The sequence below is a fragment of the Acinetobacter towneri DSM 14962 = CIP 107472 genome (assembly GCF_000368785.1).
Lineage (GTDB): Bacteria > Pseudomonadota > Gammaproteobacteria > Pseudomonadales > Moraxellaceae > Acinetobacter > Acinetobacter towneri.
On the sequence record NZ_KB849689.1, the window covers coordinates 288,941 to 307,397 of the forward strand.

At 41.7% G+C, this 18,457-nt stretch carries 16 protein-coding genes; 11 read left to right on the forward strand and 5 right to left on the reverse strand.

Annotated features, from left to right (window positions below):
* Positions 1-150: 150 nt before the first annotated feature.
* On the forward strand, positions 151-1,239 hold the full coding sequence (gene prfA / locus F947_RS05680) for a peptide chain release factor 1 (protein ID WP_004973192.1): 1,089 nt from the start codon (positions 151-153) through the stop codon (positions 1,237-1,239).
* Positions 1,239-2,069 (forward strand): peptide chain release factor N(5)-glutamine methyltransferase, encoded by an 831-nt coding sequence (gene prmC, locus F947_RS05685; protein WP_004973193.1) that lies wholly within the window; start codon positions 1,239-1,241, stop codon positions 2,067-2,069. Before prfA ends, prmC begins: the two co-directional genes overlap by 1 nt.
* A 114-nt stretch (positions 2,070-2,183) precedes the next feature.
* Here prmC and F947_RS05690 read toward each other — a convergent pair whose 3' ends face one another.
* The 3 genes from F947_RS05690 to F947_RS05700 form a co-directional block, all read right to left on the reverse strand.
* A complete protein-coding gene (locus F947_RS05690) occupies positions 2,184-3,095 on the reverse strand; it encodes a bestrophin family protein (RefSeq protein ID WP_004973196.1) in 912 nt (303 codons plus the stop codon).
* A 203-nt stretch (positions 3,096-3,298) separates the two neighbouring features.
* Positions 3,299-3,649, reverse strand: a complete 351-nt coding sequence (locus F947_RS05695) for a hypothetical protein (protein WP_004973198.1) — start codon at positions 3,647-3,649, stop codon at positions 3,299-3,301.
* Between the two features lie 260 nt (positions 3,650-3,909).
* Complete coding sequence (locus F947_RS05700) at positions 3,910-4,935, reverse strand: AraC family transcriptional regulator (RefSeq protein ID WP_004973199.1); 1,026 nt, start codon at positions 4,933-4,935, stop codon at positions 3,910-3,912.
* A gap of 142 nt (positions 4,936-5,077) precedes the next feature.
* Here F947_RS05700 and F947_RS05705 point away from each other — a divergent pair, with 142 nt between their 5' ends.
* The 8 genes from F947_RS05705 to F947_RS05740 all read left to right on the forward strand — a co-directional run bounded on the left by F947_RS05705 (position 5,078) and on the right by F947_RS05740 (position 13,198).
* Entirely contained in the window at positions 5,078-5,848 is a 771-nt protein-coding gene (locus F947_RS05705; protein WP_004973201.1) for a 3-hydroxyacyl-CoA dehydrogenase, read from the forward strand.
* A 148-nt stretch (positions 5,849-5,996) separates the two neighbouring features.
* On the forward strand, positions 5,997-7,133 hold the full coding sequence (locus tag F947_RS05710; protein WP_004973203.1) for an acyl-CoA dehydrogenase family protein: 1,137 nt from the start codon (positions 5,997-5,999) through the stop codon (positions 7,131-7,133).
* 276 nt (positions 7,134-7,409) lie between these two features.
* Positions 7,410-9,056 (forward strand): AMP-binding protein, encoded by a 1,647-nt coding sequence (locus F947_RS05715; RefSeq protein ID WP_004973204.1) that lies wholly within the window; start codon positions 7,410-7,412, stop codon positions 9,054-9,056.
* A gap of 255 nt (positions 9,057-9,311) precedes the next feature.
* Entirely contained in the window at positions 9,312-10,022 is a 711-nt protein-coding gene (locus F947_RS14045) for a hypothetical protein (protein WP_004973205.1), read from the forward strand.
* A 163-nt stretch (positions 10,023-10,185) separates the two neighbouring features.
* Complete coding sequence (locus tag F947_RS05725) at positions 10,186-10,914, forward strand: HesA/MoeB/ThiF family protein (protein ID WP_004973206.1); 729 nt, start codon at positions 10,186-10,188, stop codon at positions 10,912-10,914.
* A gap of 58 nt (positions 10,915-10,972) precedes the next feature.
* Positions 10,973-12,271 carry an ABC1 kinase family protein gene (locus tag F947_RS05730; RefSeq protein ID WP_026438367.1) on the forward strand — a complete coding sequence of 433 codons (1,299 nt, stop codon included), beginning with the start codon at positions 10,973-10,975 and terminating at the stop codon, positions 12,269-12,271.
* Positions 12,272-12,423: 152 nt separating this feature from the next.
* On the forward strand, positions 12,424-12,804 hold the full coding sequence (gene folB, locus F947_RS05735; RefSeq protein WP_004973210.1) for a dihydroneopterin aldolase: 381 nt from the start codon (positions 12,424-12,426) through the stop codon (positions 12,802-12,804).
* Positions 12,761-13,198 (forward strand): 2-amino-4-hydroxy-6-hydroxymethyldihydropteridine diphosphokinase, encoded by a 438-nt coding sequence (locus tag F947_RS05740; protein ID WP_004973211.1) that lies wholly within the window; start codon positions 12,761-12,763, stop codon positions 13,196-13,198. Before folB ends, F947_RS05740 begins: the two co-directional genes overlap by 44 nt.
* Before the next feature lie 313 nt (positions 13,199-13,511).
* Here F947_RS05740 and coq7 read toward each other — a convergent pair whose 3' ends face one another.
* Both coq7 and F947_RS05750 read right to left on the reverse strand, forming a co-directional pair.
* Positions 13,512-14,147, reverse strand: coding sequence for a 2-polyprenyl-3-methyl-6-methoxy-1,4-benzoquinone monooxygenase (gene coq7, locus F947_RS05745; protein ID WP_004973212.1), 636 nt, complete (start codon positions 14,145-14,147; stop codon positions 13,512-13,514).
* 4 nt (positions 14,148-14,151) lie between these two features.
* Positions 14,152-15,471, reverse strand: a complete 1,320-nt coding sequence (locus tag F947_RS05750; protein WP_004973214.1) for an MFS transporter — start codon at positions 15,469-15,471, stop codon at positions 14,152-14,154.
* A gap of 175 nt (positions 15,472-15,646) precedes the next feature.
* Between F947_RS05750 and F947_RS05755 the strand changes: the two genes are divergently transcribed.
* Positions 15,647-18,451, forward strand: coding sequence for an autotransporter assembly complex protein TamA (locus F947_RS05755; RefSeq protein WP_004973216.1), 2,805 nt, complete (start codon positions 15,647-15,649; stop codon positions 18,449-18,451).
* Positions 18,452-18,457: the final 6 nt, after the last annotated feature.

Consider the following 18,457-nt stretch of genomic DNA (forward strand, 5'->3'; position numbering starts at 1 on the left):
CTAGAACATCTGCAGATAGGCATTTCAAACATCGTACAGACTTAATAATGATGTTATTTGGGTGGTAGAATCGGTAAACTATGCGCAATTTTTTATTTCGCTGTGCTGCGTGTTGCATGTAACAGCCTTTGCATTGAGATTTTTTAAACAATGAAAGAATCGTTACGTTTACGATTAGATCAGCTTTCTGACCGCCATGAAGAATTGACTGCTTTGTTGGCAGATGTTGAAGTGATTTCAGATAACAAGCGTTTTCGTCAATTATCACGTGAACACAGTGATTTAGACGAAATTACGGCAGTGTGGTCACAATACACACAAGCCGAAGCCGATATTGAAACAGCCGAAGCAATGTTGTCTGATCCTGACTTTAAGGAAATGGCGCAAGAAGAAATTAAAGACAATAAAGCGCTGATTCAGCAACTTGAAGCTGACTTAAATATTTTAATGATTCCAAAAGACCCGAATGATGCCAACTCGGCTTATTTGGAGATTCGTGCAGGGACAGGTGGCGATGAAGCCGCGATTTTCTCGGGTGACTTATTCCGCATGTATAGCAAATATGCCGAAAGTCAGGGCTGGAGAATCGAAATTTTATCTGAAAATGAAGGTGAACACGGCGGATATAAAGAAGTCATTTGCTTGGTGAATGGCGAAGGCGTGTATGGCCGTTTGAAGTTTGAAAGTGGTGCGCATCGTGTGCAACGTGTTCCTGCGACTGAATCGCAAGGTCGTGTGCATACATCAGCGTGTACTGTGGCAATTTTACCTGAAGTAGATGTAGACACCACGGTAGATATTAACCCTGCCGATTTGCGTATCGATACCTATCGTGCTTCGGGTGCGGGTGGTCAGCACGTTAACAAAACCGACTCTGCAGTGCGTATAACCCACATTCCGACGGGTACTGTGGTGGAATGTCAGGAAGAGCGTTCACAGCATAAAAACAAAGCGAAAGCGATGGCGTTGTTGGCATCACGTTTGGAAAATGCCAAACGTGCTGCAGCAGATGCAGCAACTTCAGAAATGCGTCGTGATTTGGTGGGTTCGGGTGACCGTTCTGAGCGTATTCGTACCTATAACTATCCGCAAGGACGTATGACAGATCATCGTATTAACCTGACTTTATATAAGTTGGATGCGGTGATGGAAGGTGATTTAACTGAACTACTAGATAGTCTGCATCGTGAATATCAGGCAGATCAGTTGGCGATGCTTGCTCAGCAAAACGGTGGTTAATGGATATTGCACAAGCCTTGGCGCTACGTGGTGAAGTCGATAGCTATGAGCGTCAAGAAAATATTTGGTTGTTAGAGCATTTTTTAGGACTTAGTGCGCTTGAATTAAAATATCGTGCAGATCAGGAATTGAGTGCCGCGCAAGAGCAGATGTATGTGCAGGCTTTGGCACGTATAGCAGCAGGCGAGCCTTTGGCGTATATCACAGGTTCACAGCCATTTTGGACACTGGATTTAAAAGTCACGCACGATACTTTGGTGCCACGTCCTGATACCGAGGTTTTGGTCGAAACTGTGTTGGCTTTGTCATTACAACGTGATGCTGTAATTGTCGATTTAGGCACAGGTACAGGGGCGATTGCTTTGGCTTTAGCATCTGAACGTCCAGATTGGCAGGTAACCGCAACCGATATTTACCTGCCAACGCTTGCAGTTGCTCAAGAAAATGCAAGCAAGCATGCTTTAAATCAGGTGCAATTTGCCTGTGGTGCATGGTTTGAGGCATTGGGTTCAGCAGCCGAGCCACGTTTTGATTTAATTGTATCTAATCCGCCGTATATAGATGCTAATGATGCACACATGTCTGCTTTGGCAGCAGAGCCTGAACGTGCATTGGTGGCAGCAGATCAGGGTTTGGCAGATATTCTGCAGATTATTTCGCAGGGTAAGCACTGGCTGAAAGCAAATGGATGGATTGCACTAGAGCATGGCTATGACCAAGCTTTAGCAGTGCAAGCGATTTTTGCAGAACACGGTTTTTCTGACATTCGTACAGTCAAAGATTATGCAGGCAATGATCGGGTGACTTTAGCACAATGGCTTGCTGGCTGATGTGTTATATCAGTTAAAAATCTTGTGAGATCTATTTATCAGCTTGCAAACATAGACGAATGATTAGCAAAGTTTAAGTGCAAGACCAATTTATGAGCCTCAACTCAACTGATGTCAGCTTAGGTTGCCTTTCACTGCCAAAATTGCAGGTGGCAGTTCTTCGCCAAGTGAACTCAGCATTTCCCGTTCAATTAATCGCACCATGGAGTTGAGCGGTAAATCATTGTCTTGCAGGCCAAAAGGTTCTTCAAGTTGTTCGCTGAGAGCATCTAAACCTAAGAATAAATAGGCAATTAAACCCACCAAAATTGGTGTCCAGATTCCTAAACTTGCTTCTAAACTAAAAGGCAGAATAAAGCAGAAGCAATACACAGTGCGGTGCAACAAGACTGAATAAGAAAAAGGCAAGGGTGTGCTGAGAATTCGATCGCAACCTGCTTGCACATTACCCAATTCAACAATATGTTGATTCAAGCCTTGATAAATAATATCGGAAATTTCACCTGTTTTCAGTGCGCTGACTAACTCTTTTTGAATGCTTTCTAAAATAAACTGTGCGGCATTAATATGCGGAAATAATGCTTCATAATCTGCAGATGTGAGGTTGACTTTGTTTTGATAAAAATCGATAGGTTGGTTTTGATTGCGTAAACGGTTACGCAATAAATTACTAAACAACATGACCCGATACATCAAGACCCGACGCTGTTGATCTGGCAGTACGTATGAGTCACGTGAAATATGCCGTGATGTTGCAATTAACGTCCCCCACAATTTTCGACCTTCCCACCAACGTTCATAACTGGCGTTATTTCTAAAACTGAGGAAAATAGACAAAATAATACCGAAAATGGTAAAGCCAATGGCTGGTACGCTCGGCACTTGAAAAAAGTGGTGAGAAGATAAGTACACCAAAACCGTAGAAAGGAAGACCACAATTGCAAGCGCAGGTAAGACCGTAGGTAAAATTGTCCCATACCATGCAAACAGTAGGGTAAAACTGTTGTTTTTATTGCGAATAATCATCTTGATGCATCCTTGAAGCTGTCCTTAGTGTTTCATAGACAAACAACGCTTGGCAAGATGATAGCTAGCTTTTGATTCAAAAAGCAGCAAGCGGCTTAAAGTCAATTTTTCTTATTTATTATTGCAACAGCCAATAAAAAAGTGATGCCATGAAGACATCACTTTTTAAATACTTTCAGCAAATGAATACCCGAAGTTTTAGTTTACATCGGGTAATCTTGCAAACAGTCAGGAATTTCAACTTGTGCCAAACTGTCTGTTTCTAAAGCCAAACATAGCGCAACAATTTTAGCGGTATCGCACAGGTGTTCATCTTTGAGAGCCAAACCCGCTTGCAAAGATTGTAAATCTTCTTGGCAAATATCTAGGGCTTGCGCTGCTTCAAGTGCATCTTCACGTTTGAAAAACGCAGACATGACATTACGTAACTGCTCTTCTGAGGTATTTAGAATACTTTGATTGAGTAATTCATCTAATTGTTCAGAAGCTTGGTTGAGGGAGTGAGAGAAATTTTGAACTAGATTGTGTTCAAGTACATCCATCATCTTAAGCATGGGGAAACCTCCAAAGATGCTCGTACATTTAATATTACAGGGGGAGTATGACAGCCGAATTGCATAAAATTTATGCTTTAAATTGATTGAAAAGTAAACTAAATTTAATACTTTGACAATGCTGTGCCGATGAACGACCAGTTCATTGCTAAACCTTGAAATCACAGCTTTGAGTTTTCTTTTATAATTAAGTTGTTTGTAAAATATACAAGATAGTGGCTGAGTAGTAGGTGATAAGTCACGCAATTATGAGCGTTCAGTTATGTGCTTTCAGTATATTGTCGATATGCCCCAGGATTGACCCCTGTCCATTTTTTAAAGGCACGATGAAAAGCACTAGGATCATGGAAATTTAATTGATCGCTAATCTCTTGAAGTGATTGTTGGGTTTTGCTCAACAATTCGATTGCCGTATCTCGACGGATTTCATTTTTTAATTGCTGATAGCTAGTGCCTTCCTGCTTTAAACGCCGTTGGAACGTCGCTTCAGACATATTGAAATGCTGGGTTAATTCGTTCAGCTCTAACCATTCACTCGGCGGCAATCGCATTAATTGTTTACGGATTTTATGACTCAGCGCATGTGGGTTTTTATAACGCACCAAAAGGTTAAAAGGTGTTTGTTTTAAAAAGCGTTTCCAACTTTTTTTATCCTGCTTGATTTTTAAATCAAGATGTTTTGCCTCAAAATAAATCTTATGCGTTGTACACGCATATTCAATTTGGTCACAGAAACGGACACGATAATCAGCATCATCCTGCGGGGCAGCACATTTGAGTTGCATGTTTAAAATAGCGATACGTTGTCCTGTCAGCCAGCACATCAAGCCATGAATCAGCATTAAATAAGTGGCATAACTAAACATCGGTTTCACTTGATCTTTATCGTGAATGGTTAAGATTGCATATTCACCATCTACGTTTAATTCACCTGAAAAATCATCCAGTATTAAATTAAAGAAATTTAAAATGTCCTGTAATGCGGCCTTTAAATGCTCTGCTTGGTACACCCATTTAGACAAGAGTTGATAACTGCCACGACGCATAGCATGGCTGTCCATGCCAAAAAATTCATCGTTCATGGCATCTGCCAGTGCAATCCACAATTGACCATATTGCAGAATTGACACCCTCGCTTTGTTGGAATGTAACAGCTCTGCAGGAATACCCGCCGTCTGCAAAATCGCATGCGTATCCATACCGCGTTGCTGTGCAGTATGCAAAGCTTCATGGACTAAAGCAATTGAAATTGTACCTTTGCTGTAAGTGAGCTGAGTTGCATTCATGGGATGGCGTGGTATTCCATTTACAAGTTGAGTGTTCAAATACATCATAGTCGATGCAGGGTTTGGAAATTGTACTCTAGCTTGAGTGTGATTAATCTGTTTCTTAAGTTGTATCAACCTGAAAATTTATAAGGAAAATAAAATGAAAATTCAAGGAAAAGTCTGTGTGGTCACGGGTGGTGCATCGGGTTTAGGCGCTGCGACTGCACAACATTTAGTTGCGCAAGGTGCAAAAGTTATTTTGGTTGATATGAATCAAGAACTTGGGCAGCAGCTTCAACAGCAATTGGGCGAAAATGCAGACTTCGTAGCTGTAGACGTGACCGATGAAAACCAAGTACAGCAGCTTTTTAACCATATTGAGCAAAAATACGGACAGTTAAATGGCTTGGTGAATTGTGCAGGCATTGCACCGTCTGCCAAAGTCTTGGGACGTGATGGTTTGCATGATTTGGCAATGTTCCAAAAAGTGCTGAATATTAATGTCACGGGCAGTTTTAATATGATCCGTTTTGCGGCACAACTGATGGCGAAATATGACTTAGCCGCCGATGAAGAAGAGCGTGGTGTGATTGTGAATACTGCTTCGGTTGCAGCATTTGATGGGCAGATTGGACAAAGTGCGTATTCTGCATCGAAAGGTGCAATTGTGGGGATGACGCTGCCTTTGGCACGTGAATTGGCACGTGAAGCCATTCGGGTGATGACGATTGCCCCCGGTATTATGGAAACCCCGATGCTGAAAGCATTTCCACAGCATGTGCAAGATGCTTTAGGGCAAATGGTGCCATTTCCACCACGTTTGGCAAAGCCTGAAGAATTTGCACAATTGGTGGGTCATATTTTTGAAAATGGTTATTTAAACGGTGAAGTGATTCGTTTGGATGGCGCAATTCGTATGCAACCGAAATAAGTTATGACGATGCTATCTCCATAAAATAGCCTAAGCAAAAATTCAAGTATTGAAAAACTGGATACTAAAAAACCGTTGCAATACAGAACAAGGATGTTGCGCGCATTCCTGACAAAAACAACATCTACCATATAAACAGAGGGTCACCATGATTTTAAGCCATGAACAAAAAATGATTCAGGATATGCTGCGCAGTTATGCACAGGAAAAGCTTAAACCAACTGCAGCGGCACGTGATAAAACTGCTGAATTCCCTGCAAAGGAGTTAAAAGAACTGGGTGAGCTAGGTGCTTTGGGCATGACCGTTGCAGAAGAATGGGGCGGTGCAGGTTTAGATTATGTATCTCTCGTTTTAGCCTTAGAAGAAATTGCTGCGGGTGATGGTGCAATTTCAACGATTGTGAGTGTGCAAAACTCATTGCCATGCGGAATTACACAACGCTACGGCACAGAGGCGCAAAAACAAAAATATTTAACTAAACTGGCAACAGGCGAATGGTTAGGCTGCTTTTGTTTAACTGAACCACAAGTCGGCTCTGATGCCAGCGCGATTGAATGTAAAGCTGAAAAAGATGGCGAGGATTGGGTTTTAAATGGCACCAAGCAGTTTATCACCACAGGCAAATATGCAGATGTTGCTTTAGTTTTTGCTGTAACGGACAAAACTGCGGGTAAAAAAGGCATTTCCTGCTTTTTAGTCCCGACGAACACACCAGGTTATATCGTGGCACGTTTAGAAGACAAAATGGGACAGCACTGTTCCGATACCGCCACCATCGTGTTGGAAAACTGCCGTATTCCTGCAGAAAACCTATTGGGGCAAGAAGGTGAAGGCTACAAAATTGCACTCTCTAATTTAGAGTCGGGGCGTATTGGTATTGCCGCGCAATCGGTGGGTATGGCGCGAGCAGCTTTAGATGCAGCCGTGGACTATGCCAATGAGCGTAAAGCTTTTGGAGTTGAAATTGTGCAACATCAGGCAGTCGCGTTTCGCTTGGCAGATATGGCAACACAGATTGAAGCTGCACGACAGCTTATTCTACATGCCGCAAGCCTCAAAGATGCAGGCTTACCGTGTTTAAAAGAAGCATCTATGGCCAAGCTTTTTGCTTCAACCATGGCAGAGCGTGTGTGTTCAGATGCGATTCAAATACATGGGGGCTATGGCTATGTATCTGATTTCCCAGTTGAACGTATTTACCGCGATGTGCGCGTTAGCCAAATTTATGAAGGTGCATCCGATATTCAGCGTTTGGTGATTGCACGTGAAGTGACTAAGCGTTAAAGCTGAGTATCTAAAACTTTAGTCGGTGTCCAAAGCTTGCAAGGTTATTGCAGGATGTGGAAATTGAGAAAATGTTCAAATCATGTTTAGCTAACTTGATTGAAAAATACGCGAAGATCATGTCGTGATTGCCTTGCATGATCGACTTCAACACAGCAAACCTAATTTAAATTTTAAAGAGCGATTCAATCCTAACTTGTAAAAACGGTTAAAACAATAACGCATATTGCTGCAAATGAATTGCAGTGTCATCAGTTTAAGACGGAGCTTAAAAGAATGAAAACTTTGCAAGAGGCATATCAACAGTTTGATATTGAGCAACTGATTCAAACCCAATTGGCAGGAACGCCAACGGCACTTAATGCCTATGAAGAATGTTGCGGACGCTATACGGGTACTCAACAAACTGCCTTAATTTGGGAAGGCAAACACGGTCAAACTGCATCGTGGACATTTGATCAACTGGCAGAAGCATCTGGAAAATTGGCAAATTATTTTACTCAACTGGGCTTAAAAGCAGGTGATTGTATTGCAGGATTATTGCCGCGTACGCCTGAATTGTTAATTACGGTTTTTGCCACATGGCGCATTGGGGCAGTGTATCAGCCTTTATTTACAGCCTTTGAATCTAAAGCGATTGAGCACCGTATTCAAACTGCAAAGACGCAGCTCATTGTGACCAATACTGAGCAGCGTCCAAAACTAAATGCCTTGTCTAATGTGAAAATTTTAACTGTGGACGCAGCAAATCAAGCTCAAAACCATGATACAGATTTTTGGCAAGTTCTAAGCACTCAAGACACTTACTTTGAAACCGTGTATCGCAGTTTTCAAGATGATTTTCTGATGATGTTTACATCAGGCACTACGGGTTTAGCTAAATCTGTACCTGTGCCTTTAAAAGCCATTGTGGCATTTAAAGGTTATATGCAGCATGCAGTCGATTTAAGAGCAGAAGATTCATTTTGGAATTTAGCCGACCCTGGTTGGGCTTATGGCTTGTATTACGGTATTACAGGGCCACTGAGTTTGGGGCATAGCATTATTATGGATGAACGTCCATTTAGTGTTGATCATGCACTGGAAATTATCCGTAAATATCAGGTGAGTAATTTAACAGGTTCACCAACCGCATTTAGAATGTTCTTTGGTTTTAAAGAAAAGTTTGATGGTGATATTCAACGACATCTGCGTGTGGTTAGCAGTGCAGGCGAGCCGCTCACACCAGAAGTGATTCATTGGTTTAAGCATGATTTACAAGTCAATATTTATGATCAATATGGACAAACCGAATTGGGGATGGTGATTGCCAATCATCATGCACTGGAACATCAGAAAAAAGTAGGTTCTGCGGGTTATGCTATTCCCGGACATCGTTTCGCGGTTTTAAATGCACAGCATCAGGAAGTCGCTCACGGCGAAATTGGCACACTTGCACTGGATGAATCACAATCGCCTTTAATGTGGTTCAAAGGTTACGATGGGGATGACCGTAAATCATTTGTGGGACAGTATTATTTAACGGGTGATACGGTACGTTTAAATGAATTTGGTGGGATTGATTTTATTGGTCGTGCAGACGATGTCATTACAACTTCGGGTTATCGTGTCGGGCCTTTTGATGTAGAAAGTACTTTGCTTGAATGTGAGGAAGTGCTTGAATCCGCAGTAATTGGTAAGCCAGACCCAGAGCGTACAGAAGTGGTAAAAGCCTTTGTGGTGTTAAAAAATCAATATCAACCAAGCACTGCATTGCAGGAAAAGCTGCAACAGTATGTGCGTTCACGCTTATCGAAACATGCCTATCCTAAAGAAATTGAATTTGTCAGCAGTTTGCCTAAAACATCCAGTGGAAAAATTCAGCGTAATTTATTGAAGCAACAAGAAATTGCAAAACAAAATGCTTTTAAAAAAGTGAGCTAAATTCAGCCAATAGGCCCTGTTAATTATTGCGCCATAAGAAAAACGCCATTCATACAGATTGGCGTTTTTTTAAATCTGTATTCTTTATTTAAACCACCCGATTATGCAAGCACGAACTCAATCGATAGAAAATGTGTGCATCATATTGGTGATGTGATATTTTCAACTTTATGCTGACACAATGAACAAGGCTGCATGTACTTCGATTACGATAAAAGCATGTAGGCAGCGCAATACATATTGGGGGAGAACATCATGGTAACAGCTCATTTAAATTTCACGCAGCCGTCAAAGCGGATATTTACGAAGTCGATATGGATGGGCGCAGCTTTACTGTTGTGTGCCTCTGGCAGTTATGCACAAAACTGGAACCCAGCGCCAACTGCTGAAAGTACAGCCTATTCCAGCTATCCAGCAGCAAAAACGCCACAAAAAAATTATGCAGTCTTTGCCGAATACGCCAATTTTGAAGCAGATTTTGACAGTGGCGATACAGTAGAACTAGATGGTTTTGCTTTGGGTGTTTCCACCACGCCACATCGCTCAGGTTTTTATGGCAGATTGGAATTCTTAAAAAACAATGAATACGATTTGGATTATTATGAATTCAATATGGGCGGGAATTTAAACCTGATCAGCTATCATGGTTTTTATTTCAATACATACGCAGGTCTAGGTTATAGCGGCGCAAGTTCAAAGCTGCTTGCCAATGATGTCAATTTTGTCACTTTACCTGTGGGCGTAGAAGTCGGTTTGAACTTTGTTCCTGATTTCTCGATTTACGCCACTGCCGGTTATAAATGGTTATATGACAGCACCTCGAATACCACCTGTAAAGATGGGACAACCTCAGACAAAGTCGGGAATACGGCATGTTATTGGAATGGTGGAATTGCTTATTATAACGAATATATAGGCGATGCCGATGGCGTTACTTATAACGTAGGCATGCGGATGCACTTTTAAGCAAGTCGTTGCACATCTCCATCTGTTCAAATACGCAACAATTCAACCGCCGTCATGGCGGTTTGCTTTGAATACCCGTTATACTTGGCGTTTTGGTTTTGCAGAATAGGGCATTTTCTTGGAAAGCATATTCGATACTCAGTTGGAATTGAGCGATGCAGAAATGCATCTATATAGCCGACAAATTTTATTGGATGGCTGGGATATTGAAGCCCAAGAAAAATTAAAACTGGCCAACGTACTTGTTGTGGGGTGTGGCGGGATTGGCTGTTTAAGCGCAGAATTACTTGCACGTGCAGGCGTGGGAAAAATCACTCTGATTGATGCTGATGTGATTGAAACCAGTAATTTGCAACGACAAATCGCCTATACCCCCGCAGATTTAGGCTTTTATAAGGCCGAAATTCTCGCAAAAAGATTAATGCAAATTAATCCTTATATCGAGATTGTTTGTTTAACCACGCTGTTAGATGCGAAAAATGCAGGCACTTTAATTGCCCAGCAAGATTTGGTTTTAGATGGTTGTGATAATTTCAGTACCCGATATTTGGTCAATCAATATTGCCGACAATTGAATGTACCTTTACTCAGTGCCTCTGCCATTGGTTTTCAAGGGCAAATGTTTATGGTCGAAGGTGACTCTGCTTGCTATGAATGTCTGTTCCCGAAAGAACAACATGCCAATGAAAGTTTGCGCTGCGCTGACAGTGGCGTATTGGCAACCACTCCCAACGTCATGGCCAGTTTACAAGCGCATCATGCCTTATTGTACTTGGGTTTAGGCAACACCGCGCTGAAACAAAAGCTATTACTTTGGGATGGTTTAAGCATGAAACAACGCTTATTGTCGTTTGATCAAGACCACAACTGTCCAGTTTGTCAGGCAAGATAGCCTTTTTACTTGGCAATTTTTTGTTAAACTCTCACTACTTTAATATGACTCAGACATGATGAAAAATAATATCTGGTTAGATGGTTTACGTTCAGTTGCTCGCATGGGTGAAACTGCCGTAGTGGCAGCCAAAGCAGGCATTAAATATGCCACTGAAAAGCCAAGTAATGCCAAACTCATGCGCGAAACATTTGAATCTTTAGGTTCAACCTACATTAAACTTGGGCAGTTTATTGCCAGTACACCGTCATTGTTCCCACGTGAATATGTCGAAGAATTTCAAGGTTGTTTAGACCAAACTCCAACTTTACCGTTTAGCTATGTACAGCAAGTATTGGCATCTGAATTTGCAGGGCGCAATTTAGATGAAATATTTGCCTCAATAGATGAAAAGCCTTTAGCTTCAGCATCTATCGCACAAGTACATGCTGCAAAATTGGTGAGTGGCGAAGATGTAGTGATTAAAGTGCAAAAACCGGGGGTAGAAACCATTCTCTATACCGATTTAAACGTCTTGCACTGGGCGACCAAATTACTCGAAAAAGCTGTACCTAAAGTCAAATTTGCGTCATTGGCCGATATTGTCGAAGAAATCAAAACCCGTATGGTGCGTGAAGTCGACTTTATTGAAGAAGCACGTAACCTAGATGATTTTATTAATTATCTGAATTTAACCCAAAATACAAAAGCCACTGCACCTAAGGTCTATCATCAATATTCCACCCGTCGCGTATTGACCATGCAGCGTTTGTATGGCGTACCTTTGACCGATTTTGACGTGGTGAAACAAGTATCTAACGATCCATCGCAAGTGTTGATTACTGCCATGAATACATGGTTTGGTAGCTTGATGATGTGTAACAGTTTCCATGCCGATTTACACGCAGGCAACCTGATGTTGCTTGAAGATGGGCGTGTCGGCTTTATTGATTTTGGTATTGTTGGACAGCTGAATCCTGAAGTGTGGACTGCATGTATGGCTTTTATGGATGCTCTACAAAATACCAACTACACGCTTATGGCTGAAAATATGCTCAAAATGGGCATGACCGACAAGCAAATTGATACTCAGGTTTTGGCAGCAGATTTAGAGCGTTTATTTAGTGGCGTATTGCTGGCCGATCCTCAAGAGTTGCTGACTTCTAACCCTGCCGATTTAAATGACATTATGCTCGATATGGTTGCTGTGGGTGAGCGTCATGGGATTCGTTTCCCGCGTGACTTTGCTTTACTGTTCAAGCAAATGCTGTACTTTGACCGTTTCATGCGCGTTTTAGCACCTTATACCGATATTTATGCCGATCAACGATTGCAGATGGTACAAAGCATTGATCCGAATTTGTTGTTAAAGCATTAATTATCCATATTGGGCGAATCAAGCCTTCTGGTTGCATGTTTTAAAGCCACCGATCTTTTGTTTTATGAGTTCAGTGTGGCTTTAAAATACGGCAAATATCCCTTTCAATAGACAGAGATAGAAGGATTTAAAATGAAATATAGAGTGTGGTCATGGATGCAATTATCATTGAAGGCTTAAAGGTAGAAACAGTCGTCGGCTGTTTTGCATGGGAGCGTCAGATTCAACAACCGCTTATGTTGGATTTGATTATTGCCACCAATTTAAGCCAAGCTGCAGCTTCAGATGAGTTGCAAGACACGCTCAATTATGCAGAAATTTGCAGCATTTCAGCGCAAGTGATTCAGCAGGCTGCGCCCAAATTGATTGAGCATGCCGCACAATTGGTATTGGATGCACTTTTTACGACTTTTGCCGCCATTGAATCCATTACCATCACCATTCGCAAACCTGCCATTATTCCAGAAGCCAATTCTGTAGGAATTCGTCTTGAACGCCACCGAAACGATTTTTGCCCTCGCTCTGGCGAGTAACTGCGAAGCACCGCGTCAGTTTAAAAATGCCTATCAGCAAATTGCTGCATTGGGTGAAGTGCATTTTTCGCACATTTATCTGATTCCATGCCGTGATGGAATTGGTGCAGACTATTGGAATTCTGCTTGTTTGCTAAAAAGCCGTTTAAGCTTTGAGCATCTAAACGTCATCCTTAAGGAATTGGAAGTTGCAGCAGGGCGTGTGCGCCCATCGCATGACATTCCGCTGGATATTGATATTATTGCGTGGGGTGAAAATTTAGCTCAAATGCAATTCAATCCGAAAAAAATGCCACTTGCTTTAGATGTTAAAATTCCAATGTGGGATATTTGGCAAGATGAGGCTTTTGTGCATTCTGCGCATGACTATCCCATTGTGAGTTGTGAAGAGTAAATCAGCCAGTAAAATTGGCAGATCAGTGATGCATTTTTAAATTTTGGCTGTGATACGTGATCTGATTTCGGCTTACATCATTGTGTCATATCTTGCTGATATGTTTGTATGAAAAACCATCAAAAATAATATTTTTCTGTATTTATACGGCTTTGCACTTAAAAACTATCCACAAAATCTGCGGATAAATCTTGGGATAACTCAAAATCGGCTCTTTCTCTGTTATTTTTTGATCGTTTTAATCGAGATGTTTTCTATTCCAATGACATAAAAAAACGCCCACAATTGTGAGCGTTTAAGTGTTATCAATTCATTAAATATAATAACTGGTCTTGGTCATGAGCTTGGAAATCGCAGTCATGGTCAAACGTACAGGTACAGGCAAATCTACACCACCTGCTTTGAGCGCCGTATCGCGATGATGCAATTCATCTTCATTCATTTGGACTAGAATTTTACGTGAACGATCATCTTGTTCAGGCAATTGGCTAATATGATGTTCTAAATGCAAGCTGACTTGACGTTCAGTTTCTGCCACAAAACCCAAACTGTATTTATCGCCCGCAATACCTGCAATTGCACCCATCCCAAAAGACAAGCCATACCATACAGGATTAAGCAAACTGGTGTGACTGTCTAACTCTTTTAAGCGGTCTTCGCACCACGCCAAATGGTCTTGTTCTTCAATTGCAGCCTGTTCCATTTCACGACGTACATTGGGCAATTTCGCAGTTAAAGCCTGACCGTGATATAAGGCTTGTGCACAGACTTCACCACTATGGTTTACTCGCATTAAGCCTGCAACATGACGTGCTTCACTCACAGCCAATTTGGTTTCAACCGTATTGCCCGGGTTTTCACGTTGAGCCGAAGTTGTGCCAGGTACTAAACTACGTAAGGCTTGGTCAAATGAATGAATAAACTTGTCGATGCCTGTGTAATGACGCATGAAATTAATCCTCCAAAGAGTCCTGTGCAGTATCTAACATTGGCTTGAGCTTTAACAAGAGCCAAAAGGTGAAAACAGCACTTAAAACAGCCGTAATACTAAATAAAATTTTTAAATCAATTTTTAAAATGCTTAAAATTAAAATCGAAAAAATGGCAGATGACACCATAAATACCGCATTTAAAATATTGTTGGCTGCGACCACACGTGCGCGGTGCGAGCGAGGGGAATAGGCTTGCATCATGGCATACAAGGGCACAATGTAAAAACCGCCACTAATGCCCAGTAAAGTGACTGCACACATGACATGATAATAACTCCAGCCTTGCTGAAAGACTTCGGCTAAGCCCAGTAGTGCGCCTGTTTTTTCTGGTACAAAAGCCAATGTGCCTGCCAAATAAAAAGCAAAGACGGTTAAACCGACTGCGCCAATAGGCACCATTTTAATATTGACCTCGGTACCGCCTATTTTACGGCAGAGCAAAGAACCTACGCCAATACCGACAGAAAAGAGTGTCAGTAATAAACTCACCACATTTTCAGAAGCATGCAAGTTTTGTTGAGTGAGCTGTGGAATTTGGGTTAAATACGTTGCCCCATAAAACCAATACCAAGAATTGCCCAATAATATTAGAAAAATCATCGGCAGGCTTTTGGCATATTTTAAAGTCTGGAAACTGGTACGGAAAAAATTCCAGTCAATTTGAATGTCGGGTGCCGTGACGCGCTGCGTCAGCACAAAACGACTTGAGGCATAACCAATTAGTGCAATAATCACCACAGTTAAGCTAATCCAGACTAAATTGCCTGCAGATACCGAAATCACTGCACCGCCTAAAATCATCCCCAATAAAATTGCAATGGATGTACCTGACTGGAAAATTGCATTGCCCGACATCAGTTCATGCGGTTTGAGTACTTCAGGCAAAATGGCATATTTGATTGGGCCAAAAAAGGTCGATTGTGCGCCCATTAAAAATAAGGCAATCAGCAATAGCCACAAATTTCCTAAAATAAAACCAACGGTACCAATCAGCATGATGATAATTTCAAGCAGTTTGATGGCACGTACCAATTGAGCGCGTTCATACTTGTCTGCCAATTGTCCTGCTGTGGCAGAAAAAATGAAATAGGGCAAAATAAACAGCAGGGCTGCCAAATTGTTCAGGGTGCTGATATTTGCAGATTGTTGGCTAATCCAGCCATAGGTAAAGACCAAAAGCAGCGCTTGTTTATACACATTATCATTGAGTGCGCCAAAAAATTGAGTGAGAAACATCGGCAAAAAGCGACGACTCCTCAACAAATGTTCATTTTTTTCCATGCGTGATTAACTTCGTTTAGTTTTATTAAGAAATGTGACCGCTTGATATAATAGTACAGAAAATCATGTATGATGTTTCAAGTCTTTTCACTGATGAAAAAATCAAATAAATTGGTGTTTGTACGCGGGTTCATTGGGGTTTTTCCATAAAAATTAAATCAGTTTAGAGTTTTTTATGCTTGTAAATACAAACTTTAAAAAATCAGTACTGTGTTCCAGTATGCATGCAATTTTATGCTGGAATATGCCGAAAAAGCTCGGACTAAGTCTGTTTTTAGGTTTAGTTGCATCCTCAAGTTTTGCAGAAAGTCTTAAGGTATCTAACTCCAACACCCAACTCGCTGAAAATCCTACATCACTGCAGACTCCAACTACAGAAGAAGCACAAAATTTAGCTGAAGAAATTAAACAACTGGCAGCAGCACAAGGTAAAGACAGTGCCCAAGATCTACAAAAAATAGAAGAAGCTTTAGAGCAAGCGCAAACACCTGAATTTAATAGTCTAGAAATGCTGCAACAGCAACAACAGGCAGGGGCATCTTTTGCTGAATTTCAGCCTATCGAATTTGAAGACTTAGAAGATTTACCCATTGCACCTGTAGATCAGGGGCTTGCCAATGAAATTTTTCAGGTGGCAGAACAAGCCAAACAAGAAGCGATGCTAGACCGCAATGGTCAAGTGCCAGAAACGTTGGTTCAAGACGCAACACAGCAGGAGCTACTGCAAATTGATCAAGCGCCTGTAAATGTCGATCAGCTCATAACCAATATTCAGGCAGACAGTAATTTTGTAGTGGAAGCCAATCCTAACGATACCTTAATGACTGAATTGGGCTGGATGACGCAGGTCGAAAATGCCGATAAACCCGGTTTTTTCAGACGTTTACTGTATAAAGTCCGTCCACCGCGTGAGCTAAACACAGCCAAAGTGCCGCGTATTAGTGCAGATGTAGTCATTACCGCAAATGGCGCCAATGGTACACAAAACTCAATTGGAGAGGTATCGCCCGATGCTTATCGTACAGCGGTGGATCATTTAAGTGCCAATATTAAGGCCAAACTTTCCAGTTTTACCCAGGAATCTTTTGCTGATTTTCCATCGGCATTGCCACAACTACGCACGTTGTCAAATCAGGCAGCGCAGGCAGTGGGTTTTTATAATGCCGAGTTTAAGTTTGAAAAACTCAGTGATAGCCGCGTGCGTGTGCATGTTGTGCCAAATCCACCTGTGGCGATTAAACAACAAAATATTGAATTTACAGGCGAAGGGCAATACGAGGCACAATTTCAGGTTATTGGCGTCTTGCCTGATCAAGAAGTAGATGATGTGTTTAATCATGGTTTGTATGAGCAAACTAAAAAACGGATTACCGATGCGGCTTCAGATAACGGTTATTTTGACAGTTACTGGCGTTTGCATGACGTTAAAGTCGCTCAACCTCAAAATACAGCCGATATCAATTTACGTTATGAAACAGGCGAGCGTTATAAACTCGGTAACGTCGAATTTCGTATGAGCGATCCAAACCAAGAATTCCCGCTAGATATGGATATTCTGCAAAGTATGGTCACTTGGCAGGACAATGCCGACTATACTTTTTGGCGTGTGAATGGTTTGGCCAACAACCTCACCAACTCGCGTTATTTTAACTACACCTTGGTTGATACAATTCGCCCTGATCCTGTCGAGTATCCTTTGGAATTACCGCCTGATATTCAGGCTTTGGTCGATCAACAAAAACTCTCTGTTTACGATGCCACAGTCGTCGATCAAAAACGGGTGGTGTCATCTCAGGAAGTGACGCAATCTGTGGTGAATGAAGCTGAGTTTGCAGGCACAGAAGAAGGTGCGAGCAACGATAAGCTGCGCATGCTACAAGCACAGCAAGAAGACAAACAATCAGAAGAAGAACGCTTAAAACAACAGGCACGTATCGACAAAAAAATTCCTGTGATTGTGACTTTAAATGCAGACCGCTTAAATAGTGCCGAAGTCGGTGCGGGTTACGGAACTGACACAGGCGTACGTTTGCGTGGGCAATATCGCCGTGCCATTGTCAATAAACGTGGTCACTCTTTCGATGCCAACTTGGAGCTTTCACAAATTCGTCAAGCCATTGATGGACGCTATAACATTCCTTATAACCATCCACTGAATGATTATGTCGCGTTGGTTGGCGGTTATGAGCGTGAAGAACGTGACGATGTTGCACAAGGTGGCGGCTTGATGATTGAATCTGCGGTTGCAGGTGTAGACCGTGTGATTAAAAACCCAATGGGCAGTTGGCAACATACTTTTGGCTTGCGTTATCGACTGGATCGCTTAACTGAAGATGGCACTGTATTTTTGGAAAAAGTGCCTGATGCCTTTATTGCCAATGGTGATGTCGAGCAACAATCGTTATTGCTTGGCTATGAAGTTTCACGTACCGACAGTAACCGTCGTGTTAACCCAAGCAAAGGTTTCCGCCAAATTTATAAAATAGAACTGGGGAGTGAATCACTGCTCAGCGATGCAGATTTAGCCATTCTAAATGCAGGTTGGCGTTTTATTTATTCATTGGGTGAAAATGACGATCATCAGTTTGTCGGACGCAGTGACTTAGGTTATATCTACACCGAAGATTTTAATAAAGTGCCTTATAATTTGCGTTATTTTACTGGTGGTGACCAGTCTTTACGTGGCTTTGACTACAAGTCTTTAACACCACAAATTGAAGGCTTTAAAATTGGAGGTCAGGCTTTGGCGGTTGGTTCATTAGAATATAACTATCAATTTAAAGAGGGGTGGCGCGCAGCAGTATTTAGTGATTTTGGTAATGCTTACGATAAAGACTTTAGCAACGACACCGAATATAGCGTAGGTTTGGGGGTACGTTGGGCATCACCAATTGGCCCAATTCGGATTGATGTGGCTTCTGGTATTTCAGATGATAACCATCCAATCCGTTTACATTTCTTTATTGGCTCTCAACTATAAATTTAA

What these genes read in the sequence shown, in the direction of transcription:
- prfA (WP_004973192.1), top strand. Translation starts at nt 151, where the DNA reads ATGAAAGAATCGTTACGTTTACGATTAGATCAGCTTTCTGACCGCCAT.
- prmC (WP_004973193.1), top strand. Translation starts at nt 1,239, where the DNA reads ATGGATATTGCACAAGCCTTGGCGCTACGTGGTGAAGTCGATAGCTAT.
- F947_RS05690 (WP_004973196.1), bottom strand. Translation starts at nt 3,095, where the DNA reads ATGATTATTCGCAATAAAAACAACAGTTTTACCCTACTGTTTGCATGG.
- F947_RS05695 (WP_004973198.1), bottom strand. Translation starts at nt 3,649, where the DNA reads ATGCTTAAGATGATGGATGTACTTGAACACAATCTAGTTCAAAATTTC.
- F947_RS05700 (WP_004973199.1), bottom strand. Translation starts at nt 4,935, where the DNA reads ATGAATGCAACTCAGCTCACTTACAGCAAAGGTACAATTTCAATTGCT.
- F947_RS05705 (WP_004973201.1), top strand. Translation starts at nt 5,078, where the DNA reads ATGAAAATTCAAGGAAAAGTCTGTGTGGTCACGGGTGGTGCATCGGGT.
- F947_RS05710 (WP_004973203.1), top strand. Translation starts at nt 5,997, where the DNA reads ATGATTTTAAGCCATGAACAAAAAATGATTCAGGATATGCTGCGCAGT.
- F947_RS05715 (WP_004973204.1), top strand. Translation starts at nt 7,410, where the DNA reads ATGAAAACTTTGCAAGAGGCATATCAACAGTTTGATATTGAGCAACTG.
- F947_RS14045 (WP_004973205.1), top strand. Translation starts at nt 9,312, where the DNA reads ATGGTAACAGCTCATTTAAATTTCACGCAGCCGTCAAAGCGGATATTT.
- F947_RS05725 (WP_004973206.1), top strand. Translation starts at nt 10,186, where the DNA reads ATGCATCTATATAGCCGACAAATTTTATTGGATGGCTGGGATATTGAA.
- F947_RS05730 (WP_026438367.1), top strand. Translation starts at nt 10,973, where the DNA reads ATGAAAAATAATATCTGGTTAGATGGTTTACGTTCAGTTGCTCGCATG.
- folB (WP_004973210.1), top strand. Translation starts at nt 12,424, where the DNA reads ATGGATGCAATTATCATTGAAGGCTTAAAGGTAGAAACAGTCGTCGGC.
- coq7 (WP_004973212.1), bottom strand. Translation starts at nt 14,147, where the DNA reads ATGCGTCATTACACAGGCATCGACAAGTTTATTCATTCATTTGACCAA.
- F947_RS05750 (WP_004973214.1), bottom strand. Translation starts at nt 15,471, where the DNA reads ATGGAAAAAAATGAACATTTGTTGAGGAGTCGTCGCTTTTTGCCGATG.
- F947_RS05755 (WP_004973216.1), top strand. Translation starts at nt 15,647, where the DNA reads ATGCTTGTAAATACAAACTTTAAAAAATCAGTACTGTGTTCCAGTATG.